Consider the following 18,192-nt stretch of genomic DNA (forward strand, 5'->3'; position numbering starts at 1 on the left):
GCCCGGTGCTCGGGGGCGCGGCGGGGAACGACGGCGCGGCGGGCCGGTCGGCGCTCCCGTCACGGGGCACGGCCCGGCCCCCGTGTCCGTATCGGTGGTCGTGGTCGTGGTCGTGGTCGTGGTCGTGGTCGTGGTCGTGGTCGTCCGGAGCGTCCGCGGGCGTCGCGGAGGCGGCGGGGGCCTGCCGACCGTGGTCCGGCAGTGCCTCCGCGGTGCCGTGAGGGCCCGCGCCGACGAGGGCCTCCGGGGGGAGAGCCTCCGCAGCGAGAGCCTCTGAAGCGGGGGGCGAGTCGTCCGGGTCGGTCCCGGGTCGTGCGCGCTGGTCGGTGCGCGCCGCCCGTCGGCGGTCGTCGTCCGCCAAGATCCACCGGCGGTGGACCTCCGTGGCCTCCTGTGGCGTCGCACGGCAGGCTCTGGCCAGCCGCTCCACGGGAGCGTAGTCGTGGGGGACGCTCTCCCCCCGGCAGTACCGGTGGAGCGTGGAGGTGCTCAGGTGCAGGCGCGCGGCGAGTGCGCCGTAGCTCAACCCCGAGCGCTCCTTGAGCTCGCGGAGCAGTGCGGCGAACTCGCGGGCCGCTTCCGACACGTGCGGCGCGTCTGGCATGGATCGATCGTCCCCGGCTGTCCCGTCGGCGCGCCCCGGGCGGGCGGCGTGTCCACCGGACGAGTGCACCGCGACGCACGCCCCAACGTACCTGCTCGGCTCCGGGGTTGGGGATCGGGCCGCTCCGTCGAACACGCGCCCGGCGACGGTCGGGCTACAGCCAGTCGTGCTCGCGCGCGTACCGGGCGGCTTCGTGCCGGGTGCGGGTCCGGGTCTTCTGCATGGCGTGGGAGAGGTAGTTGCGTACAGTGCCGGGCGCCAGGTGCAGCCGGGCGGCGATCTCCGCGACGGAGTAGCCGTCCGCGGTCACCCGCAGCACGTCGAGCTCGCGGCCGGTGAGGGGGCAGTCGTTCATGACGGCGAGCGCGGAGACGTCCGGGTCGATCCACCGCCTGCCGCCGTGCAGGGTGGTGATCACGAACACGATGTGCGCCGGGTCGGCGGATTTGCCGACGAAGCCCTGGACTCCGAGCGCGAGTGCCCTGCGGAGCACGCCGGGTCGGGCATGGCGCGTGAGCATGAGGACCCGCTGCTCGGGCCGGGAGCGTCGGATCTCGGTTACGGCACCGAGGCCGTCCACGCCGGGCATCTCCAGGTCGACCACCAGGACGTCGGGCCGGTGGAGCAGCGTCTCCCGCACGGCCGACTCCCCGTCGTGGGCCTCGGCGAGGACCCGGATTCCGCCCTCCAGGCTCAGCAACGCCGCCAGCGCCTTGCGGAGAAGGGCCTCGTCGTCGGCGAGCACCACGGTGATCACAGGCGCTCCTGTTCCCGGTCGGGGCGTGGATGTGAGGCGTGCGGGTGAGGGAACGTGGCCGTGGTGCGGAAGTCGCCCTGCCGCTGTTCGGCGGTCAGTCGCCCGCCCTCCCCGACGAGTCGCTCCCGCAGGACGGCCAGCCCGCCGAGGACGGGCAGGGGGCCGATCGGCGCGCCGTCGTTGACGATGCAGATCCCGGCATCCGTCAGGGTGAGGCGGACGTGGGTGGCGTCGGCGTGGCGGAGGATGTTGGTCGTGGTCTCGCGAAGGACCTGGCCCAGCAGGCCGTCGATCCTCTCGTCGGCCTCGCCGTCGACGCCGACGCGGGTCTGGCGTTCGACGGTCACGCGGATGCCGGCTGCCTCGAAGAGGTTCTTGGCGTTCTCCAACTCGACGGAGAGGTTGAGTCGGCGCCGGCCGTGGGCGAGTTCCCCGGTTCGGGCGATGGTGTCGCTCACCAGGGCGCCCACCTCCCGCAGTTCCTGCTCGGCCCGGGCCGCGTCGCCGTGCACGAGCTTCTCCGCGAGCATGACCTTCAGTGCGACGACGTGCAGTGTGTGGCCCTGGATGTCGTGGAGGTCGCCGGCGAACCGCACGCGTTCCCGGTAGACGGCCAGCTCGGCCTCGTGCCGCCGCCCCTGCTCCATGATGCGGTAGAAGGCGTGGTTGGCGAAGTTGAACCCGATCGCGATCAGGACGACGGCGGTGGGCACCAGGACGTAACCGACGATGACCGCGGCGACGTCCTGCTGGGGCTGGATGAGCTTCGTCGCGCCGACCGCGGCGATGTACCCCGCAAGCCCCAGGGCGGCGGCGCGCCGCCGGACGGACAGTCGGGGCAGGACCAGCGGCCCGGCGATGGCCAGACCGTAGAAGGCGGCGGGGCTGTCGGCCAGGAGGACACCATAGGGCCAGACTGCCGCCGTGACGAGCAGCCCGGCGACCGCGACCCCGGAGATGTCGTCAGCGGTCCACCGTTCGAGGACAACCAGCGCGGCCAGCAGACCCACGACCAGGACCACCGCGTCCCACCAGGTGCGGGCCTCGGACACCACGAGGGCGGTGCCGACAACGGCCAGGGGCGGGACAAGTGCGATGAGGTTCCACCGCCGCACCCGCTGCCGGGTCGTGCCGGGGGGCGGCTCGGTCGCGGCTCCCGGCGGGAACCACCGGTTCACCGGGCGGCTCCGGGCTGCGCCGCCGGTCCGGGCACTGAGCGGCGGCCGGTGGGAGGCGAGGTCGACGCCGCGGGGTGGCTGCGCGGGGGCTGGGTGCTCATGACGGTGCTCCGGGGCGGGGCGGGCGGGTGGTGGGGCGGTCGCAGTATCGTCCGGTACCTCCGCCGGCACCAGTGACGCCACGTCATGGTCACGGGCATCGGAACGTCATCGCCCGAGGATGACACCGCGCCACTGCCGGAGTCGACCGGACACGGCTGTGATCGGTGCATGACCTCGACACCCGTCATCGACGTTGACCGGCTCAACCTCAGCTACGGCGACTTCCACGCTGTGAAGGACCTGTCCTTCCAGGTCGGCAAGGGTGAGCTCTACGCACTGCTCGGCACCAACGGAGCGGGCAAGACCTCGACCCTGGAAATCGTCGAGGGTCACCGCAGGGCCGGTTCCGGCACCGTGCGGGTCTTCGGCCGGGACCCGCGCGACCGGAGGGCGGTGCGTCCCCGGACCGGCATCATGCTGCAGGAGAGCGGCTTCTCCCCGGACCTGACCGTCCGCGAGTCGGTCCGGCTGATCGGCGTGCTCTCCCGGCGCGAGGACCGGGTCGCGCGCCTCCTCGACGTCGTGGACCTCACCCACAAGGCCGGGACGCGCGTCTCCCAGCTGTCCGGCGGGGAGAAGCGCCGACTGGACTTCGCCACCGCCGTATACGGCCGACCCGAACTGATCTTCCTCGACGAGCCCACGACGGGGTTGGACATCAGGTCTCGGGACGCCCTGTGGGACGCCGTGGACCGGCTCCGCGCGGACGGCTCGACCGTGGTGCTCACCACCCACTACCTGGAAGAGGCCCAGCAGCGCGCGGACCGCATCGGGCTCATGCACCGCGGGACGCTCCACCGCGAGGGGACCGTCGCCGAACTGACGCGGGCCCTGCCCGCGACGATCCGGTTCTCGCTGCCGGCCGTCGCGCCGACGCCGCCGCCCCCCGCCGCACGGCGCCCGGACGGCGGGTTCCTCGTCGAGACCTTCGCGCTCCAGCGGGAGTTGCGGGCCCTGCTCGACTGGGCCGACGCACGGGCCGTCGAACTGCGCGGTCTGGAGGCCGGGCCGACACGGCTCGACGACGTCTTCCGCTCGCTCGACGGCGCCTGAGCCGACAGAACCCCCACTTCCCGACCGGAGGACCCCGACCGTGCTCGTCATCGCCCGCAGTGAACTGATGCAGCTCTTCCGCAATCGGCTGGTGCTGATCACCAGCTTCCTCAGCCCCGTCGCCGCCTGCGTGTTCTTCGTCTCCCGCCACGAGCTCTTCTCCGACCTGGGGAGCGTGGGGTACATCGCGGCGGTGGTGCTCTTCACTGTCGCGGCGTTCGGCGTCCACGCGTCGACCGTGACCACCCTTGCCTCGCGCCGCCAGACACTCTTCCTGAAGCGGCTACGGTCCACACCGGAGTCCGATGTCGGCATCCTCTCGGGGCTCCTGCTCCCGTTGATCGGTCTGGCGCTTGTCCAGGTGACGGTGATCCTCGCGGTGCTGTCCTGGGTGGCCGGCGGACCGGCGCATGCTCCGCTGCTCGTGGTGGCGGTGGTCGCGACCTTGGTGATGATGGTGGGGCTCGGGCTCGCCACCGCGGGGCTGACCAACTCGCCGGAGCATGCGCAGGTCACCACACTTCCCGTCAGCCTCGGTGCCGTCGCGGTCACCAACTGGGTCGGACTCACCGGCACGGCGGAGTTGACGGTGCTGAAGCGGCTGCTCCCCGGCGGTGCCGCGACCGAGCTCGTCCTCGACGCCTGGAACGGCGGAGCGGGGTTCTCCGAATCCCTGCTGCTGCTCGCCCCGACACTCGCCTGGGTCGTGGTCGCCGTCGCGCTGGCCGCCCGGTTCTTCCGTTGGGAGCCACGCCGCTGACCGTGCGGGCAGACGGCGAGGGGCCGCCCCGTCACCCGATCGGGCCGGAGCGCCGCGGCGGTCGGCGCCCGGTGCGGTGATCGTGCTCAAGCACGGGCCCGCCGTGGACGAAGCAGGGGAGGTCCACCGTCCCCCGGTGTCGGAGCACACCGCGGGCGTCCCGACCCTCCTGGAGTCCGTATGCGCACGCGTCCACTCGTCCGCCACGTCTCGCTGGCCCTGCTGCTCGTGCTGCCGGCGGCGGCCGGCGGCGCTGCTGCCGCCGCTCCGCCGACCGCGGGGCCGGCGGAGCAGACCTCACGGGTCATCCCGGGGCAGTACGTCGTCACGCTGGACCCGGCCACGTCGGCCGCCGAGCTCCTCGCGGACGTCGACGTGTCGCCGATGTTCGTCTACGGCACGGTCCGGAACGGCTTCGCGGCCACCCTCTCCCCCGCTCAGTTGGCGGCGGTCCGTGCGATGCCGGGGGTGACCGCGGTCGAGGAGAACACCGTGGTCGAGGCCGACCCACCGCCGTCCGACATCCGGCCGGCCGCCGGGTCGGCCGGCTCGGCCCCGGCGGGCGAGAGCTGGGGGCTCGACCGGATCGACCAGCGGGAGCTGCCGCTCGACGGTCGGTTCGAGGTCTCGGGCACGGGCCGGGGCGTGACGGCGTACATCGTCGACACCGGCCTCGATTTCGGCCACGAGGAGTTCGGCGGCCGGGCGACGGCGGGGTACGACGCGGTCGACGACGGCCGGGCGGGCGCCGACTGCCACGGCCACGGCACCCATGTCGCCGGCATCGTGGGCGGCGCCACCCACGGCGTGGCGCGGGAGGTCGACCTCGTCTCGGTCCGGATCCTGGACTGCGAGGGGACCGGCAGCACGGCGGGCGTCCTCGCGGCACTCGACTGGGTCGCCGCCAACGCCGAGCAGCCCGCGGTGCTGAACGCCTCGGTGGGCGGCGGTGCCTCCCGCACGATCGACGAGGCGTTCGACGCCGTCGCGGCGCGGGGTACCCTCCCCGTCGTGTCCGCGGGCAACAACACTCGGGACGCCTGCGACGCCTCACCCGCCGGGGCGGACCGCGTCTTCACCGTGGGCGCCACCGACCGGGACGACCGGCCCGCGGGTTTCAGCAACTTCGGCGGCTGCCTGGAGGTGTTCGCGCCCGGGGTCGACGTCGTCTCGGCCCGGCTGGGCGGCGGGACGGTCGCCTTGAGCGGCACCTCGCAGGCCGCCCCGCACACCGCCGGGGTCGCCGCGCTGCTCAAGGAACGGCGGCCGGGGGCGGCACCGGAGAGCGTCGCCGACTGGCTCGTCGGCACCTCCACCAAGGAGGCGGTGATGTCGAACACCCCGGGGTCGCCCAACCGCCTGCTCCACACCGGCGACCTCTGACGGCCGCGGGCCGCGGCCCGGCCCCGTTCGGGGCCGGGCCGGGCACCGTCGCGGGCGCGGGCGGCGGCCCGCGACCGGTCAGACGGTGTGCAGCGTCAGGTTGTAGCGCTGGAGGATGGGGTTGATGGGGTTGAAGACGGTCATGCTGGAGGAGCCGCAGCTGCCGCTGCCCCCGGAGTGCACGCCCTGGGCCTGGTCGCCGGCTATCACGGAGCCGCCGGAGTCACCGGCCGCGCTGCAGGCGTTGGTGAACGACATGCCGTTGGCGACCTGACCGCTGGAGTACTGCACGGTCTGGTTGACCGCGGTCAGGGTGCCGCAGCGCCAGCCGGTGGTGGACCCGGAGCGGCAGATGGAGGAGCCGACGGGCACGGCGTTGGAGCCGCGGACCAGCCGGTCGGAGATGGAGCCCCAGCCGAGGACGACGGGCTCGGTCCACCAGCCGCTGCCGACGTTGACCCAGGCCATGTCGCTGCCGGGCCAGACCCGCCCCTGGACGTGGCCGACGTGGGTGTTGTCCCAGCCCCGCACCGCGGTGCCGGTGGTGCCGCAGTGCCCGGCGGTGACGAAGCCGCCGCGCACCGAGAAGCCGATCGAGCAGCGGGAGTTGCCGACGTAGAACGGGTCGCCGCCGACGATGCCCGCGGCGTCGGTGGTGATGGGTTCGTCAAGGGTGGTGACGGCGACCGGGCCGGCCTCGCCCGCCGCGGTGAGGAACTCCCGGACCGCGGGGTCGTCGGCGTTCTCCTCGACGACCTGGATCACCACCTGGTTGGTGGCGATGTCCACGCCCCAGCTCGCGACGCCCGCGGGCGCCTCCTCGGTCAGTTCGTCGATCTCGGCCTTGGCCGCGTCGAGCTCCTCGGCGCTGTGCGCGACGATCTCGGTGGTCGCTCCGGTCCGCTCGACCGCGTCGACCGCGCTGTCGTCGGTGACCGCCACGGTGAGGTCGCCCGACTCCGGGTCGAACCAGCTGCCGGCGAAGGTGTCCCCGGCGGCTTTCTCGGCCAGCGGGGCGATGTCGGTGGCGTCGGCCTCCTGGGCGAGACGGGTCAGGGCCTGGTCCTCGGTGAGGCCGAGGTCGCTCTGCATGGCGGCGATCAGACCGGGCGAGGCGGCTTCCTCGGCGGCGGCCGTCGTCGAGGTGCCGACGGTAGCCAGACCGGCGGCGAGAAGCAGCGTGGACAGGCCGGCGCCGACGGAGCGGCGGGTGATCCTGCCACGGGGCATGCTGCGAGACATGGGGAGTGCCCTTCTTTTGTTCCCTTGAGTGGGGTGGAACAGCGAAGGCCGGGAGCGCTCTCGAACCCGGTGGGAGCGTAGGAGTCGTGAAGGTCCCGCGTCCAGTGCATGGAGTTCCGGAACTCTCCCTGCAACGCGTCAGGTTGGCCGAAAGCGCGAGATGCGGGGGGCCGAGCACGGCGGGTCGCTGACCGGCCGTTCGCGGTGGGACCGGTCGACCGCCGGGGCTGCGGCGCCTCTCGGCGCCACCTCGTCGCCATCTCGACGCACCCCATGGGTCGCACTGGTGGACGATTTCCGGCTGTCGTTGCGTGACCGCCCACCGGGCTCTCCCGGCGGATCCGGTTGGGGCAGTCGAGCGCACCTGCCTGCCGCAAGCGATGCATCTCCCGGCCGCCGACCTCGCCGTCCCCCGTGTGGCGGCGGCGCTCGGCCACGACAACCCGGCCGAGGTCGCGGCGGCCTTCGGGGCGCTGACGGGGAGTCCGCCGTCGGCCTTCCTCCCACCGGCGCCGCCACGGCGGCCCGGCCGCGGCTCACGACGGCGGCGGTCACGTGGAAACACCGGCCGAGCAGGGTCGTCGGCTCGGGGTGGTCGAGCACGCGGAGCAGGTCGAGGGCGACTGCCACGAGGAACAGCAGCAGCGCCGCGTACCGCCGCCACACCGGTGCGTCCGGGATCTCGGTGACCGTCACGGCAGCCCACCGCACGAGGAGGAACGTCACGACACCCAGCGCGAGTACGACGATGAGCCTGTGGGGGCACCCCGAGGACGATCGGCCGCCCGGTCCCGACCGACTGTGAACGGGTACAGCGCAGCGGGACCGGCGGCGCCGGACGAGCGCCGTCCCACCGGGACATGTGTCCCAGTGAGACACAAACAGGTGTACCGTCGGTCGCATGACGGCTGAACGAGACTCCCCGACGATCCCCACCCCCAGGGAGGACGGCCGTCGGCGCAAGGCGCGGCGGACCCGCGAGGCGCTGGCCGCCGCCGCGCTGGATCTCGTGGTGCGCGACGGGCCCGGCGAGGTGACGGTGACGGCAGTGGCCGACCGCGCCGACGTCGCACGGCGCACCTTCAGCCGCTACTTCGTCGGCAAGGAGGACGCGGCGCTGGACTTCGTCCGCGACGACGGGGCCCGCATCAACGCGCTGCTGCGGGGACGCCCGGCGTCGGAACCGCCGTTGGCCGCGTATCGGCGGGCGGTCGGTCAGTGGCTCACCGATACTGACACCCCGGCCTCCCACCGCCGGCCCGAGATCCGCGCCCTGCTGGCCAGGGTCGATTCCGACCCCGACCTGTTCGCCGCCTACCAACGCATCCGGGCGGACGCGCAGGAGGAGTCCGTCGCGATCGTCGCCGAACGTCTCGGTGCGGACGCCGCGGCCGACCCGCGCCCCGCCGTGGTGGTCGACACCGCCGCCGGTGTGCTGACCGCCGCCCTGCGGCTGTGGGCGCGCCGCCCGGCCCCAGCCGGGCACGGCGAGGCCGTGGACGAACTGACCGCCCTGGTGGAGCGGTCCTACGACGCCCTGTTCGAACAGGTGGCCCTCGCCTCCTCGACGAGGGGGAGCCCGCACGCCCCAGGAAAGAGAGCGACCCCATGAGCACCAGCACGCCCGTCCCCGACTACGCCACCGAGTTCGCCGGTCTGCCGACACTGGTCACCGGCGCCGCGTCGGGCATCGGACTGGCCACCGCCCGCCGCCTGGCCGCCGGGGGCGCCCCGGTCGTCGTCGCCGATCACGACGGCGACGGCGCCGCGAAGGCGGCTGCCGACCTGCGCGCCGACGGCCGGGACGCCGCCGCCGTCACCATGGACGTGACCGACCCCGAGTCGGTGCGGAACGCGGTCGCGTTCGTCGCGGAGACCTTCGGCGGGCTGCGGCTGGCGGTCAACAACGCCGGTGTCGGCGGGCCGGTGGCACCGACCGGCGAGTACGACATCGACGCCTACAACCGGGTCGTCCGCACCAACCTTGACGGGGTCTTCCACTGCCTGCGCCATGAGCTGCCCGCGATCGAGGCGACCGGCGCGGGCGGTGCGATCGTCAACGTCTCCTCGATCCTGGGCGGGGTGGCCTCCCCCGGATCGGCCGCCTACGTCGCGGCCAAGCACGGCGTCGTCGGTCTGACCCGGACCGCCGCTGCGGAGTACGCGGCGAAGGACATCCGCGTCAACGTCGTCGGCCCCGGCTTCATCGAGACTCCGCTGCTGCGGGAGATGGACCGTGCGCAGTACGACGGCTTGGTCGGGCTGCATCCCGCAGGCCGGCTGGGAACGCCGGAGGAGGTCGCGGAGGTGGTCGCGTTCATGCTGTCGCCGCGCGCCTCGTTCGTGCACGGCAGCTACCACATGGTGGACGGCGGCTACACGGCCGTCTGACGGCGCATCCCCGCGGCGTCAGCGCGGCGGCCCAGCGGGGACCGGACCACTGCGGACCGAGGCAGGGGCCGTCGAGATCGTCCACCTCCGCGGTCACCACCGGTCCGCGCGGCGACGGCGGTGTGCCGTGCGGCTCCGCGGCCGGGCCCCGGTGCGGGGCGGTCAGCACGGGACGCCCGCCGGGGCCCCGGGCCGACCGTCGTCGGTCAGGACGACCGGCGCGAGGGCCGTCTCACGGCCGAGGACGGTGGACCGTCGTGGGCCGATGGGGCGCGCCGCCGGGTTGGCGAGCCGGCCCTGGTGCGACCGAAGCCGCATCGCCCTCAGCGGTCGCCGACGGTGGCCGGGTTCGGCACGGCCGCCGGAGCGGGCAGCACCGCCGCGACGCGGTAGCCGCCGCCCGGCCGTGGCCCCAGGCTCACCCGACCGCCCACCAGGGCGACCCGCTCCCGCATGCCCACCAGGCCGTTGCCGCCGCCGTCCGCCCGCCTGCCGACGTCTCGCGCGGCGGGGCCCCGTCCGTCGTCCTCCGCCGTGAGCTCCACCCCTGCCTCGGTGTACCGCAGTGTCACGTCGGCGGTGGCCCCGGGCCCCGCGTGCTTGCGGGTGTTGGTCAGAGCCTCCTGGATGAGGCGGTAGGCGGTGAGCGCCACACCCTCCGGGACGGCTCGGGGCACGCCCGCCAGCGTCCAGGAGACGTCCAGTCCGGCGGCACGGACCTCTTCCACCAGCGACTCCACCTGTTCCAGCCCGGGTTGCGGCGCACCGGGCCGGTCGGCGTCCACCGACTCCTCCTCCGCGGCGTCGCGGAGCACACCCACCAGTCGCCGCATCTCCGCCAGCGCCTGGCGGCCGGTGGTGCTCACCGCGCGGACCGCCTCCCGGGTCCGGGCCGGCTGGTCAGGGATGGTGTACAGGGCGCCGTCGGCCTGGACGACCATGACGGAGACGCTGTGGGCGACCACGTCGTGCAGCTCTCGCGCGATGCGTGTCCGTTCGGCCGCGACGGCGACCCGTGCCTCCAGTTCCCGTTCCCGCTCCAGGCGGGCGGCCCGCGTCTCCAGTTCCGCGAAGTAGGCGCGGCGCGTGCGTGCCGAGTCGCCGAGCACCCACGGCACGACGGCCAGTGCGGTGAGGACGCAGCCCTCGACGAGGAAGGACCCCGGGTCGCCCTCGACGGCCCAGCGGGCGGCCTGCAACCAGGGGGCGGTCAGCGCGAGAACCAGGGCGGTACGCGATGCCCAGCGGAGCGGCCCGGCCGCGGCGGTATGGACCACGACCAGCAGCAGGAACGCGGTCGGTACAACGGCGACCGCGCCCAGGACGTGCAGCACCACCGTGGCGACGGTCAGCCACATCGCGGGGCCGGGCGCGGTGCGGCGCACCGCGACGGCCGCCCACGCCGTCGCCACCACCAGCAGACCCGCCCACGCCGGTCCGCCGGGGTAGTGCGGGCTGTCGTAGCGGAGGACCAGCCACGAACTCAGCACGACGATCGGCAGACTCCACGCGGCGTCCACCGGAACGGGGTGACGGCGCAGCAACGCGTGGATCCGGCTCATCGGCTCAATGTATGCCGCCCCCGGCGCCGCGCCCGCCAGGGGCCCCTCCGACCGGCCGCTGGGGCCCGTGGGACGGCCGCCTCGCGGCACGGACCATGCGCTGTGCGTGTTACCGCGACACGGCATGTGTAATCCTCCCGTTCCCAGGCAACCCGGGAGGAACGGACGAGGCCCCGCGCCACGGCCCGCCGCCGGGGAACCGGTGGCTCGTCGGACCGCGGGACCCCACGACGCTCCCGGAGGTGCGGTGCGATGAAGGCAGCTGTCTGGCACGGAAAGCGCGACGTACGGGTGGAGGACGTACCCGACCCCCGCATCGAGGAACCGACCGACGCGGTGATCCGGGTGACCTCCAGCGGACTGTGCGGTTCCGACCTGCACCTCTACGAGGTTCTCGGGCCGTTCATGAACGTGGGCGACATCCTGGGGCACGAGCCGATGGGCATCGTGGAGGAGGTGGGGCCCGGGGTGCGGGACCTCTCGGTGGGCGACCGCGTGGTGGTCCCGTTCCAGATCGCGTGCGGCCACTGCTTCATGTGCGACCGGGGTCTGCCCACCCAGTGCGAGACGACGCAGGTCAGGGAGCAGGGCGCCGGCGCCGCGCTGTTCGGCTACACCAACCTCTACGGGGCTGTACCGGGCGCGCAGGCCGAGTACCTGCGCGTCCCGCAGGCGCAGTACGGGCCGATCCGGATCGGATCCGACGCGCCCGACGACCGGTTCCTCTTCCTCTCCGACGTCCTGCCGACCGCCTGGCAGGCGGTCGAGTACGCCGAGGTGCCCGAGGGCGGCACGCTCGCCGTCATCGGCCTCGGGCCGATCGGTGACATGGCCTGCCGTATCGCGCTGCACCGCGGGGTGCGGCAGGTCATCGGCATCGACCTCGTGCCCGAGCGGCTCGAGCGGGCACGTGCCCGCGGGGTCCGCACGCTGGACCTGGGCGAGGTGGACGACCCGGCCGAGGCGGTCCACGACCTCACCGAGGGGCGGGGTGCCGACAGCGTCATCGACGCGGTGGGCATGGAGGCGCACGGCAACAGGACGGGGAAGTTCCTCCAGGACGCGGCAGCCGCCCTCCCCGGGAAGGCGGGAGCCAAGCTGGCGGGTACCGCAGGCGTCGACCGGATGAGTGCGTTGACCAGCGCCATCGACATGGTCCGGCGGGGTGGCACCATCTCGCTGTCGGGGGTGTACGCCGGTATGGCCGACCCCATGCCGATGCTCACGCTCTTCGACAAGCAGGTGACGCTGCGCATGGGGCAGGCCAACGTGCGGCGGTGGGTGCCGGAGATCATGCCGCTCCTGACCGACCAGGACCCGCTGGGGGTGGACGACTTCGCCACCCACCACCTGCCGCTGGCGGAGGCGGCGGACGCCTACGACATGTTCCAGCGGAAGGTGGACGGAGCGGTCAAGGTCGTCTTCCGCCCCTGACGACGACGAGGTCCGGCGCGGGCGGCGGCCACCGCGGTGCCAGGGGTGCGTTCTCCCCGGGAGGCAGGGCGCGGCCGGGGCGTGTGGACGCGTCGACTCACGGACGGTGCGACCACCGGACGTCGTCCGGCAGCGTCGCTCGGGCGAACGAATGATGATCGGACCGAATCCGGGGGTACTTCCTCGCGCGTCGTCGTGGCGGAGGGGCGTGGGCCGTGCCTAGCATGCCCACTCGCACCGATCGGCCATCCGGGTGTCGTCCCGGACCGCCGCCTGCCGAGGAGCACGCCACGTGAACAGCACCTCCCCCACCCGGGCCGCGCGCCGCGGTGCAGCCCGCGGGCGCCTGCGTCCCGTCCTCTCCGCGGTGACCGCGACCGTCGCCCTCACGGCCACCCTCGCCGGCGGCTCGACCGCGACGGCGGCCGGCTCACCCGGCGCCCCGGAGCGCGCGGCGTGTCCTGCCGCGATCGCGGACACCGCGACCTGCTACTCCGGCAAGGACGGCAACGGTTCCTACTACACCCTCGCCGTGCCCGCCGACTGGAACGGCTCCCTCGTCGTCCACGCGCACGGGGGCCCGAGCCTGACGGCCGGTTCCGACCCCGAGCGCAGCGCCGGTGACCTGGAGCGCTGGACGGTCATGGTGGAGGAGGGGTACGCGTGGGCGGGCTCCTCCTACCGGCGCGGCGGGTACGGCACCCGGATGGCTGCCGAGGACACCGAAACGGTGCGCCAGGTCTTCGTCGACCGGTTCGGTGAACCCGAGCTCACCCTGCTGCACGGCCAGTCCTGGGGCGGCAACGTCGCGGCCAAGACGGCCGAGGTGTACGGCGCGGCGCACGGCACGGGCCCCTACGACGGCCTGCTGCTGACCAACGGAGTGCTGGCCGGCGGGTCCCGGGGCTACGACTACCGCGTCGACCTCCGCGTCGTCCACCAGTACTACTGCGGGAACCATCCCCGCCCCGAGGAGCCGCAGTACCCCCTGTGGCAGGGGTTGCCGGCGGGCGCGGCGATGACCTCGGCCGACCTGCGCTCCCGCCTCCTGGAGTGCACGGGCCACACCCTCGCGCCGGAGGACCGCACCCGCCTGCAGCAACGGAACCTGGACGACATCACCGCGGTCACCGGGATCCCGGAGTCGTCGCTCGAATCCCACCTGCGCTTCGCGACGGTGACCTTCTCCGACATCGTCAACACGCGCCTGGACGGCAGGAACCCGTTCTCCAACGTCGGGGTCCGCTACCGCGGTTCACACGACGACGACGCGCTCAACCGCGGGGTGGAGCGTTTCGCGGCGGACCGCACCGCCCGCCGTGACCTCTCCTTCGACAGCGACCTCACCGGCAGGGTGGCGGTACCGGTGCTGACGCTGCACGCCATCGGTGACGCCACGGCCTTCGTCGAGCACGAGGCCGCCTACCGCGCCACGCTGCGCGGGGCGGGCCGCGAGCGGCACCTGCTGCAGACGTTCACCCGGGAGAGCGAGCACAGCGGTCTGAGCGACGCCGGGTACGCCACCGCGCTCGACTCCCTCGCGGGCTGGGTGCGCACCGGGCAGCGTCCCACGGGAGGGGAGGTCGCACGGTCCTGCCCCGCCTTCGCGGCGGTTCACTCCGGCGGCTGTCACTTCGACCCCGCGTACCGGCCGGCCGACTACCACGACCGGGTCAACGCGCGCCCCGGCGGGCGGCACTGGCCCGCGATGAGCGCACTCCAGGAAGCGGTCTGGGCACGTGTCGGAGGTGTCGGCATCGCACCCTGACCCGCGGGGCACGGCGTCCCATGACGGCGGGTGAGCGCCGCGACGGGACCGGACTCCGGACTCCGGGTGCCGCGACCGTTCACCGTCGCGAGTGCGGTGCCCGGCCGGGTCCCGGCACCCGTTCACGTCCGGTGCCGGTCCGGGTCGCGGCGGGGCCGCTCAGAGCGTGCTCGAGACCCCACGCCGGGCCCGCGGCGTCGGCCACGGTCATCTGCCGCGTTGTCCGTAGCGCCCGAACACAACCCGGTATGCGGGGCCCCTCAGCCGTGCAGCCGACCGCATCCGACGCCGCGAGCCGACCCGCCCCGGGGTCTTGAACACGCGCTCAGCCCCGCCCGTCCAGCGCGGCTGTCGGCCGCTCGTCCTCGTTCCGGGGGCCTGGGCGCGCCACGAGGGCGGCGCCCTTCCCCCGGCGGGCGCGGTCGCGCGTCCCGTGTGCCACCGCGACGACGACGAACGCCACCAGACCCATCGCGGCGCCGGCCCACGCCGGGGAGGCGAACCCCAGCCCGGCGTCGATCACGGTGCCACCCAGCCACGGACCGCCGGTGTTGCCGACGTTGAACGCCGCGGTGGCCGTAGCGCCGGCAAGCGTGGGAGCGGCGGCGGCGACGTCGAAGATGCGGGCGTTGAGCGCGGGCGCCGTGTAGAACGCCGACACCCCGACCAGGAACGACAGGGCGACGACGGCGACCGGGCTCGCCGCGAACAGGGCGAGCGCCGCGAGGAGCACGGTGGACCCCGCGATGCCGGTCATCATCACGCCGAACAGGTGCGCGTCGGCGACCCGGCCGCCGATGGTGGCCCCCACCAGCGCGCCCGCGCCGAAGAGGGCGAGCACCAGGGGGACGTTTCCGGCGTCGATGCCCGCCACGTCGGTCAGGAGCGGGGCGAGGTAGGAGAAGGCGCAGAAGACCGCGCCGCCGGCGAGCGCGGTCGCGGCGATCGCGAGCCAGACCTGCCCCTCCCGGTAGACGGTCAGCTCGCGCCGGATGCGGGGGCGCTCCGCCGGCATCGGGATGCGCGGGACGAGCGCGATCACGCCGACCAGCGCGATCAGCGCCGCAGCGCCCACCGCCCAGAAGGCGGAGCGCCAGCCCAGGTGCTCACCGAGGAACGCGCCCCCGGGGACACCGAGGACGTTGGCGATGGACAGTCCGGCGACCATGACGGCCAGTGCTCGGGCACGGGAACCTCTCGGGACCATCTGGACGGCGACCGCCGCGCCCACGGCCCAGAAGCCCGCACAGGCGAGCGCGCTGACGACGCGGGAGGCGAAGAGCGCCTCGTAGGTCGGGGCGACGGCGCCGGCCACCTGGCCCAGGGCGAACACCGAGATGAGGACGATCAGAGTGGTTCTGCGGGGCAGCCGCAGGGTGGCGACCGCGAGGAGGGGCGCCCCGACCACCATGCCGACGGCGAAGGCCGATATCAGCAGTCCCGCCTGCGGGATCGAGACGCTCATGTCGTCGGCGATGGCGGGCAGCAACCCGGAGAGCATGAATTCGCTCGTGCCGAGCGCGAACACCGACAGGCCCAGCACGTGGACGGCGATGGGCATCCGACAGGAGGTGTCGGTTCGGGACCGGGGAGAAGCGTCTTGCATGAGCGGTGCAAACATCCGCGGCGCGCTCGGCATTCCCCCGCCCGTTCCGCTCCGGTCCGGGCGGGGCGGGGCGGCGCTCGCGGCGACTCAGAGGAGCTCGGCGCCGGGTCCGGCGGCCGGCCGCACCCCCGGGCGGTCCGGGCCACCGCCGGGGGCCGCATCCGGGCTCGGGTCCGGGGTGGAGGCCGGATCGGGGGCAGCTGACGCGGACGTGGCGCCGCCCGCGGGCTGGGCGCCGCACGCCGCGACGGCGGGCGGCCGGCGCCGGGTGCGCAGCGCCCAGGCCGCGAGGAGGACACCCGCGACGAGCAGGACGGCGACGACGTCCACGCCCGGCCCGGCCCAGCGGGTGACGCCGTTCTGCAACCAGCTCTGGACCGCGGTGGGGACCGGGTCCGGTGCGGTGAGCAGGCCGTCTGTCAGCCAGAAGAAGACGCCGAGTGCTGCGATCAGCGTGCCCGTCAGCAACGAGGTGGTGTGCAGCCGCCGCCCCGGTACCCTCACCTCGCGCCCGCGCAGTCGCCGGCGGCCGTCGGCGCCGAGGCGGTGCCAGAGCGCGGCGAGGGCGAGCAGCGGCACGACGGTGCCGGCCCCGTACACGGCGAGGAGCAGCCCTGCCGAGACGGTGTCGCCCCGGGCCGCGGCCAGGGTCAGGACGGCGCCCAGGATGGGCCCGGCGCAGAAGCCCGCGACCCCTCCGGTGGCGCCCAGCAGCAGGCTGCGCGCCAGCCCGGCGCGCGCGGTCGCCGCGCGTCGCTGCAGTGCGCGCGCTCCGGGGAGGAACCTCGCCGGATCGAAGCCGAAGCCGGCGGCGTGGAGGCATCCCAGGACGACCAGCGCGGCGGCGGTGACGGTGACGATGGTGGACCGGTGGCCGACGACCGCCGCCCCCGCGGCGCCCGCACCCAGTCCCAGCGGCACGAGCGTGAGGCAGAGGCCGGTGTAGAACGCGGCTCCGTGGGCGAGCAGCCGCGGGCCCGCACCGACCGTGGTGGCGAAGAACGCGGGCAGGAGCATCGCACCGCACGGGCTGAGCAGGGCGAGCGCGCCCCCGGCGAAGGCAGCCGCCGGGCCGATGTCCGTCATCGGGCCGTGTCCGCCTCGGCGAGGGCCTCGTCGATGACGGCGGTGAACACCTCGGGGGGCTGTGCGCCCACGACCGGCTGCCCGGCGAGCAGGAAGGAGGGGGTCGAGACGGCGCCCAGGCTCTCGGCCTCGGCGGCGTTGCGGGCGGCGACCGCGCGCGTGGCGTCCGCGGTGAGGTCCTCGGCGAACCGTTCGGTGTCCAGGCCGACCTCTCCGGCGAGCTCCACGAGCGCCTCCTGCCGGAGGCCGTCCGCGCCTCTGGTCCCGCCGTCGGCGAAGAGCGCGTCGTGGAACTCGCCGTGCATGTCCTGGAGTCCCGCCGCGTACGCGGCGCGGGCGGCCCGGTCGGAGGGTTCGCCGAAGATGCTGATGTCGCGCCACTCGATCCGGAGGTGCCCGGCCGCCACGTACTCGCGCAGCGCCGGCAGGGTGTCGGTGGTCCAGGCGGCGCAGAACTTGCACTGGTAGTCGGAGTAGACGATCAGCCCGACGGGCGCGTCGGTGGGGCCTTCCGCGAGGGGGTCGCCGCCCTCCCGGCGCTCCAGACCGGTCAGATCGGCCAGCTCCGCCCCGGCCGCGCCCCCCGCTCTCCCGCCGTCCGCCCCGTCGTCGGTGGAGGTGCCCCCTCCGAGCAGCAGCAGGGCGATCACCACGGCCGTGACAGCGACGACGGCGATCGGGAACAGCTTGCCGCGGCGGCTCGCGGTCGTGTCGGGGGCGGTCACAGTGCTCCTCCTGGGGCGCGGACGGCAGGCCGGAACACGCTGGATCCGACATCTGACCGTGTGTCGCCCGGCTTTGCACCCAGCGTAGCCAATCGTGGGACGGCCCGACGCCACCCGGGGGACTCCGGGGGGCGCTGTCTCCGCGGGCGGCGCGCGGCGTCAGCCCGTGGGGAGCCCGGCTCGCGGCCAGCGGGTGAGCTTCGCCGGGTTCTGCTGGATCCACACGTCGGTCACGCGCCCCTCGCGGGATCCGAACGTGACGACGCCGAGCGGCGCGCCGTCCTCGACGAGGAGGAGGCCGACCCCGTCCGCGGTGGCGGCCGGCTCCGGGCGCAGCCGGGGGTTCTTCGCGAGGACGCCGACGAGGAAGCGGCCGACGTTCCGCGCTCCCGAGACCGGCCGGAGCGCGGCGCGCACGACACCGCCGCCGTCGGAGCGGAGCACCACGGCGGGGTCCAGCAGTGCCAGCAGCTCCGCGACGTCGCCGCCGCGGCAGGCCGCGCCGAACGACGCCACCACCCGGGCGTGCGCGGCCCGGTCC

General features: G+C 74.4%; 16 protein-coding genes. 7 read left to right on the top strand and 9 right to left on the bottom strand.

What is annotated here, in order from left to right; all coding sequences use genetic code 11:
* The 3 genes from HCJ92_RS24950 to HCJ92_RS25610 form a co-directional block, all read right to left on the bottom strand.
* Positions 1 to 604, bottom strand: a 604-nt coding sequence (locus HCJ92_RS24950; RefSeq protein ID WP_245240850.1) for a helix-turn-helix domain-containing protein, incomplete at its 3' end; no start/stop codon positions are given.
* A gap of 154 nt (positions 605 to 758) precedes the next feature.
* A complete protein-coding gene (locus HCJ92_RS13595) occupies positions 759 to 1,361 on the bottom strand; it encodes a response regulator (RefSeq protein ID WP_167933831.1) in 603 nt (200 codons plus the stop codon).
* Positions 1,358 to 2,539, bottom strand: coding sequence for a histidine kinase (locus HCJ92_RS25610; protein ID WP_167933832.1), 1,182 nt, complete (start codon positions 2,537 to 2,539; stop codon positions 1,358 to 1,360). The genes HCJ92_RS13595 and HCJ92_RS25610 overlap by 4 nt, the downstream gene beginning before the upstream one ends.
* Before the next feature lie 270 nt (positions 2,540 to 2,809).
* Here HCJ92_RS25610 and HCJ92_RS13605 point away from each other — a divergent pair, with 270 nt between their 5' ends.
* From HCJ92_RS13605 to HCJ92_RS13615, 3 genes are all read left to right on the top strand, one after another.
* Positions 2,810 to 3,694 carry an ABC transporter ATP-binding protein gene (locus HCJ92_RS13605; protein WP_167933833.1) on the top strand — a complete coding sequence of 295 codons (885 nt, stop codon included), beginning with the start codon at positions 2,810 to 2,812 and terminating at the stop codon, positions 3,692 to 3,694.
* Between the two features lie 40 nt (positions 3,695 to 3,734).
* On the top strand, positions 3,735 to 4,454 hold the full coding sequence (locus HCJ92_RS13610) for an ABC transporter permease (protein WP_167933834.1): 720 nt from the start codon (positions 3,735 to 3,737) through the stop codon (positions 4,452 to 4,454).
* 180 nt (positions 4,455 to 4,634) lie between these two features.
* Positions 4,635 to 5,837 carry a S8 family peptidase gene (locus HCJ92_RS13615; RefSeq protein ID WP_167933835.1) on the top strand — a complete coding sequence of 401 codons (1,203 nt, stop codon included), beginning with the start codon at positions 4,635 to 4,637 and terminating at the stop codon, positions 5,835 to 5,837.
* A gap of 78 nt (positions 5,838 to 5,915) precedes the next feature.
* Here the strand turns inward: HCJ92_RS13615 and HCJ92_RS13620 are convergent, their stop codons facing one another.
* A complete protein-coding gene (locus tag HCJ92_RS13620; RefSeq protein WP_245240851.1) occupies positions 5,916 to 7,079 on the bottom strand; it encodes a S1 family peptidase in 1,164 nt (387 codons plus the stop codon).
* Between the two features lie 901 nt (positions 7,080 to 7,980).
* Here HCJ92_RS13620 and HCJ92_RS13625 point away from each other — a divergent pair.
* Positions 7,981 to 8,691, top strand: a complete 711-nt coding sequence (locus HCJ92_RS13625) for a TetR/AcrR family transcriptional regulator (RefSeq protein WP_167933836.1) — start codon at positions 7,981 to 7,983, stop codon at positions 8,689 to 8,691.
* Positions 8,688 to 9,470, top strand: a complete 783-nt coding sequence (locus HCJ92_RS13630; protein WP_167933837.1) for an SDR family NAD(P)-dependent oxidoreductase — start codon at positions 8,688 to 8,690, stop codon at positions 9,468 to 9,470. The genes HCJ92_RS13625 and HCJ92_RS13630 overlap by 4 nt, the downstream gene beginning before the upstream one ends.
* A 323-nt stretch (positions 9,471 to 9,793) precedes the next feature.
* On the opposite strand, the gene HCJ92_RS13635 is transcribed toward HCJ92_RS13630, so the two are convergent.
* On the bottom strand, positions 9,794 to 11,032 hold the full coding sequence (locus tag HCJ92_RS13635; protein WP_167933838.1) for a sensor histidine kinase: 1,239 nt from the start codon (positions 11,030 to 11,032) through the stop codon (positions 9,794 to 9,796).
* A gap of 252 nt (positions 11,033 to 11,284) precedes the next feature.
* Here HCJ92_RS13635 and HCJ92_RS13640 point away from each other — a divergent pair, with 252 nt between their 5' ends.
* Positions 11,285 to 12,466 (top strand): zinc-dependent alcohol dehydrogenase, encoded by a 1,182-nt coding sequence (locus HCJ92_RS13640; RefSeq protein WP_167933839.1) that lies wholly within the window; start codon positions 11,285 to 11,287, stop codon positions 12,464 to 12,466.
* A 292-nt stretch (positions 12,467 to 12,758) separates the two neighbouring features.
* Positions 12,759 to 14,234, top strand: a complete 1,476-nt coding sequence (locus HCJ92_RS13645; protein WP_420824708.1) for a DUF6351 family protein — start codon at positions 12,759 to 12,761, stop codon at positions 14,232 to 14,234.
* 325 nt (positions 14,235 to 14,559) lie between these two features.
* Here HCJ92_RS13645 and HCJ92_RS13650 read toward each other — a convergent pair whose 3' ends face one another.
* From HCJ92_RS13650 to HCJ92_RS13665, 4 genes are all read right to left on the bottom strand, one after another.
* Complete coding sequence (locus tag HCJ92_RS13650) at positions 14,560 to 15,795, bottom strand: Cmx/CmrA family chloramphenicol efflux MFS transporter (protein ID WP_167933840.1); 1,236 nt, start codon at positions 15,793 to 15,795, stop codon at positions 14,560 to 14,562.
* Positions 15,796 to 15,927: 132 nt separating this feature from the next.
* Entirely contained in the window at positions 15,928 to 16,926 is a 999-nt protein-coding gene (locus HCJ92_RS13655; protein WP_167933841.1) for a cytochrome c biogenesis CcdA family protein, read from the bottom strand.
* Positions 16,923 to 17,651, bottom strand: coding sequence for a thioredoxin domain-containing protein (locus HCJ92_RS13660; RefSeq protein WP_167933842.1), 729 nt, complete (start codon positions 17,649 to 17,651; stop codon positions 16,923 to 16,925). The genes HCJ92_RS13655 and HCJ92_RS13660 overlap by 4 nt, the downstream gene beginning before the upstream one ends.
* 159 nt (positions 17,652 to 17,810) lie before the next feature.
* Positions 17,811 to 18,192: sigma-70 family RNA polymerase sigma factor family protein (locus tag HCJ92_RS13665; protein ID WP_476718359.1), on the bottom strand; the 382-nt coding region annotated here is incomplete at its 5' end.

This window comes from Streptomyces spiramenti (genome assembly GCF_012034385.1).
Lineage (GTDB): Bacteria > Actinomycetota > Actinomycetes > Streptomycetales > Streptomycetaceae > Streptomyces > Streptomyces spiramenti.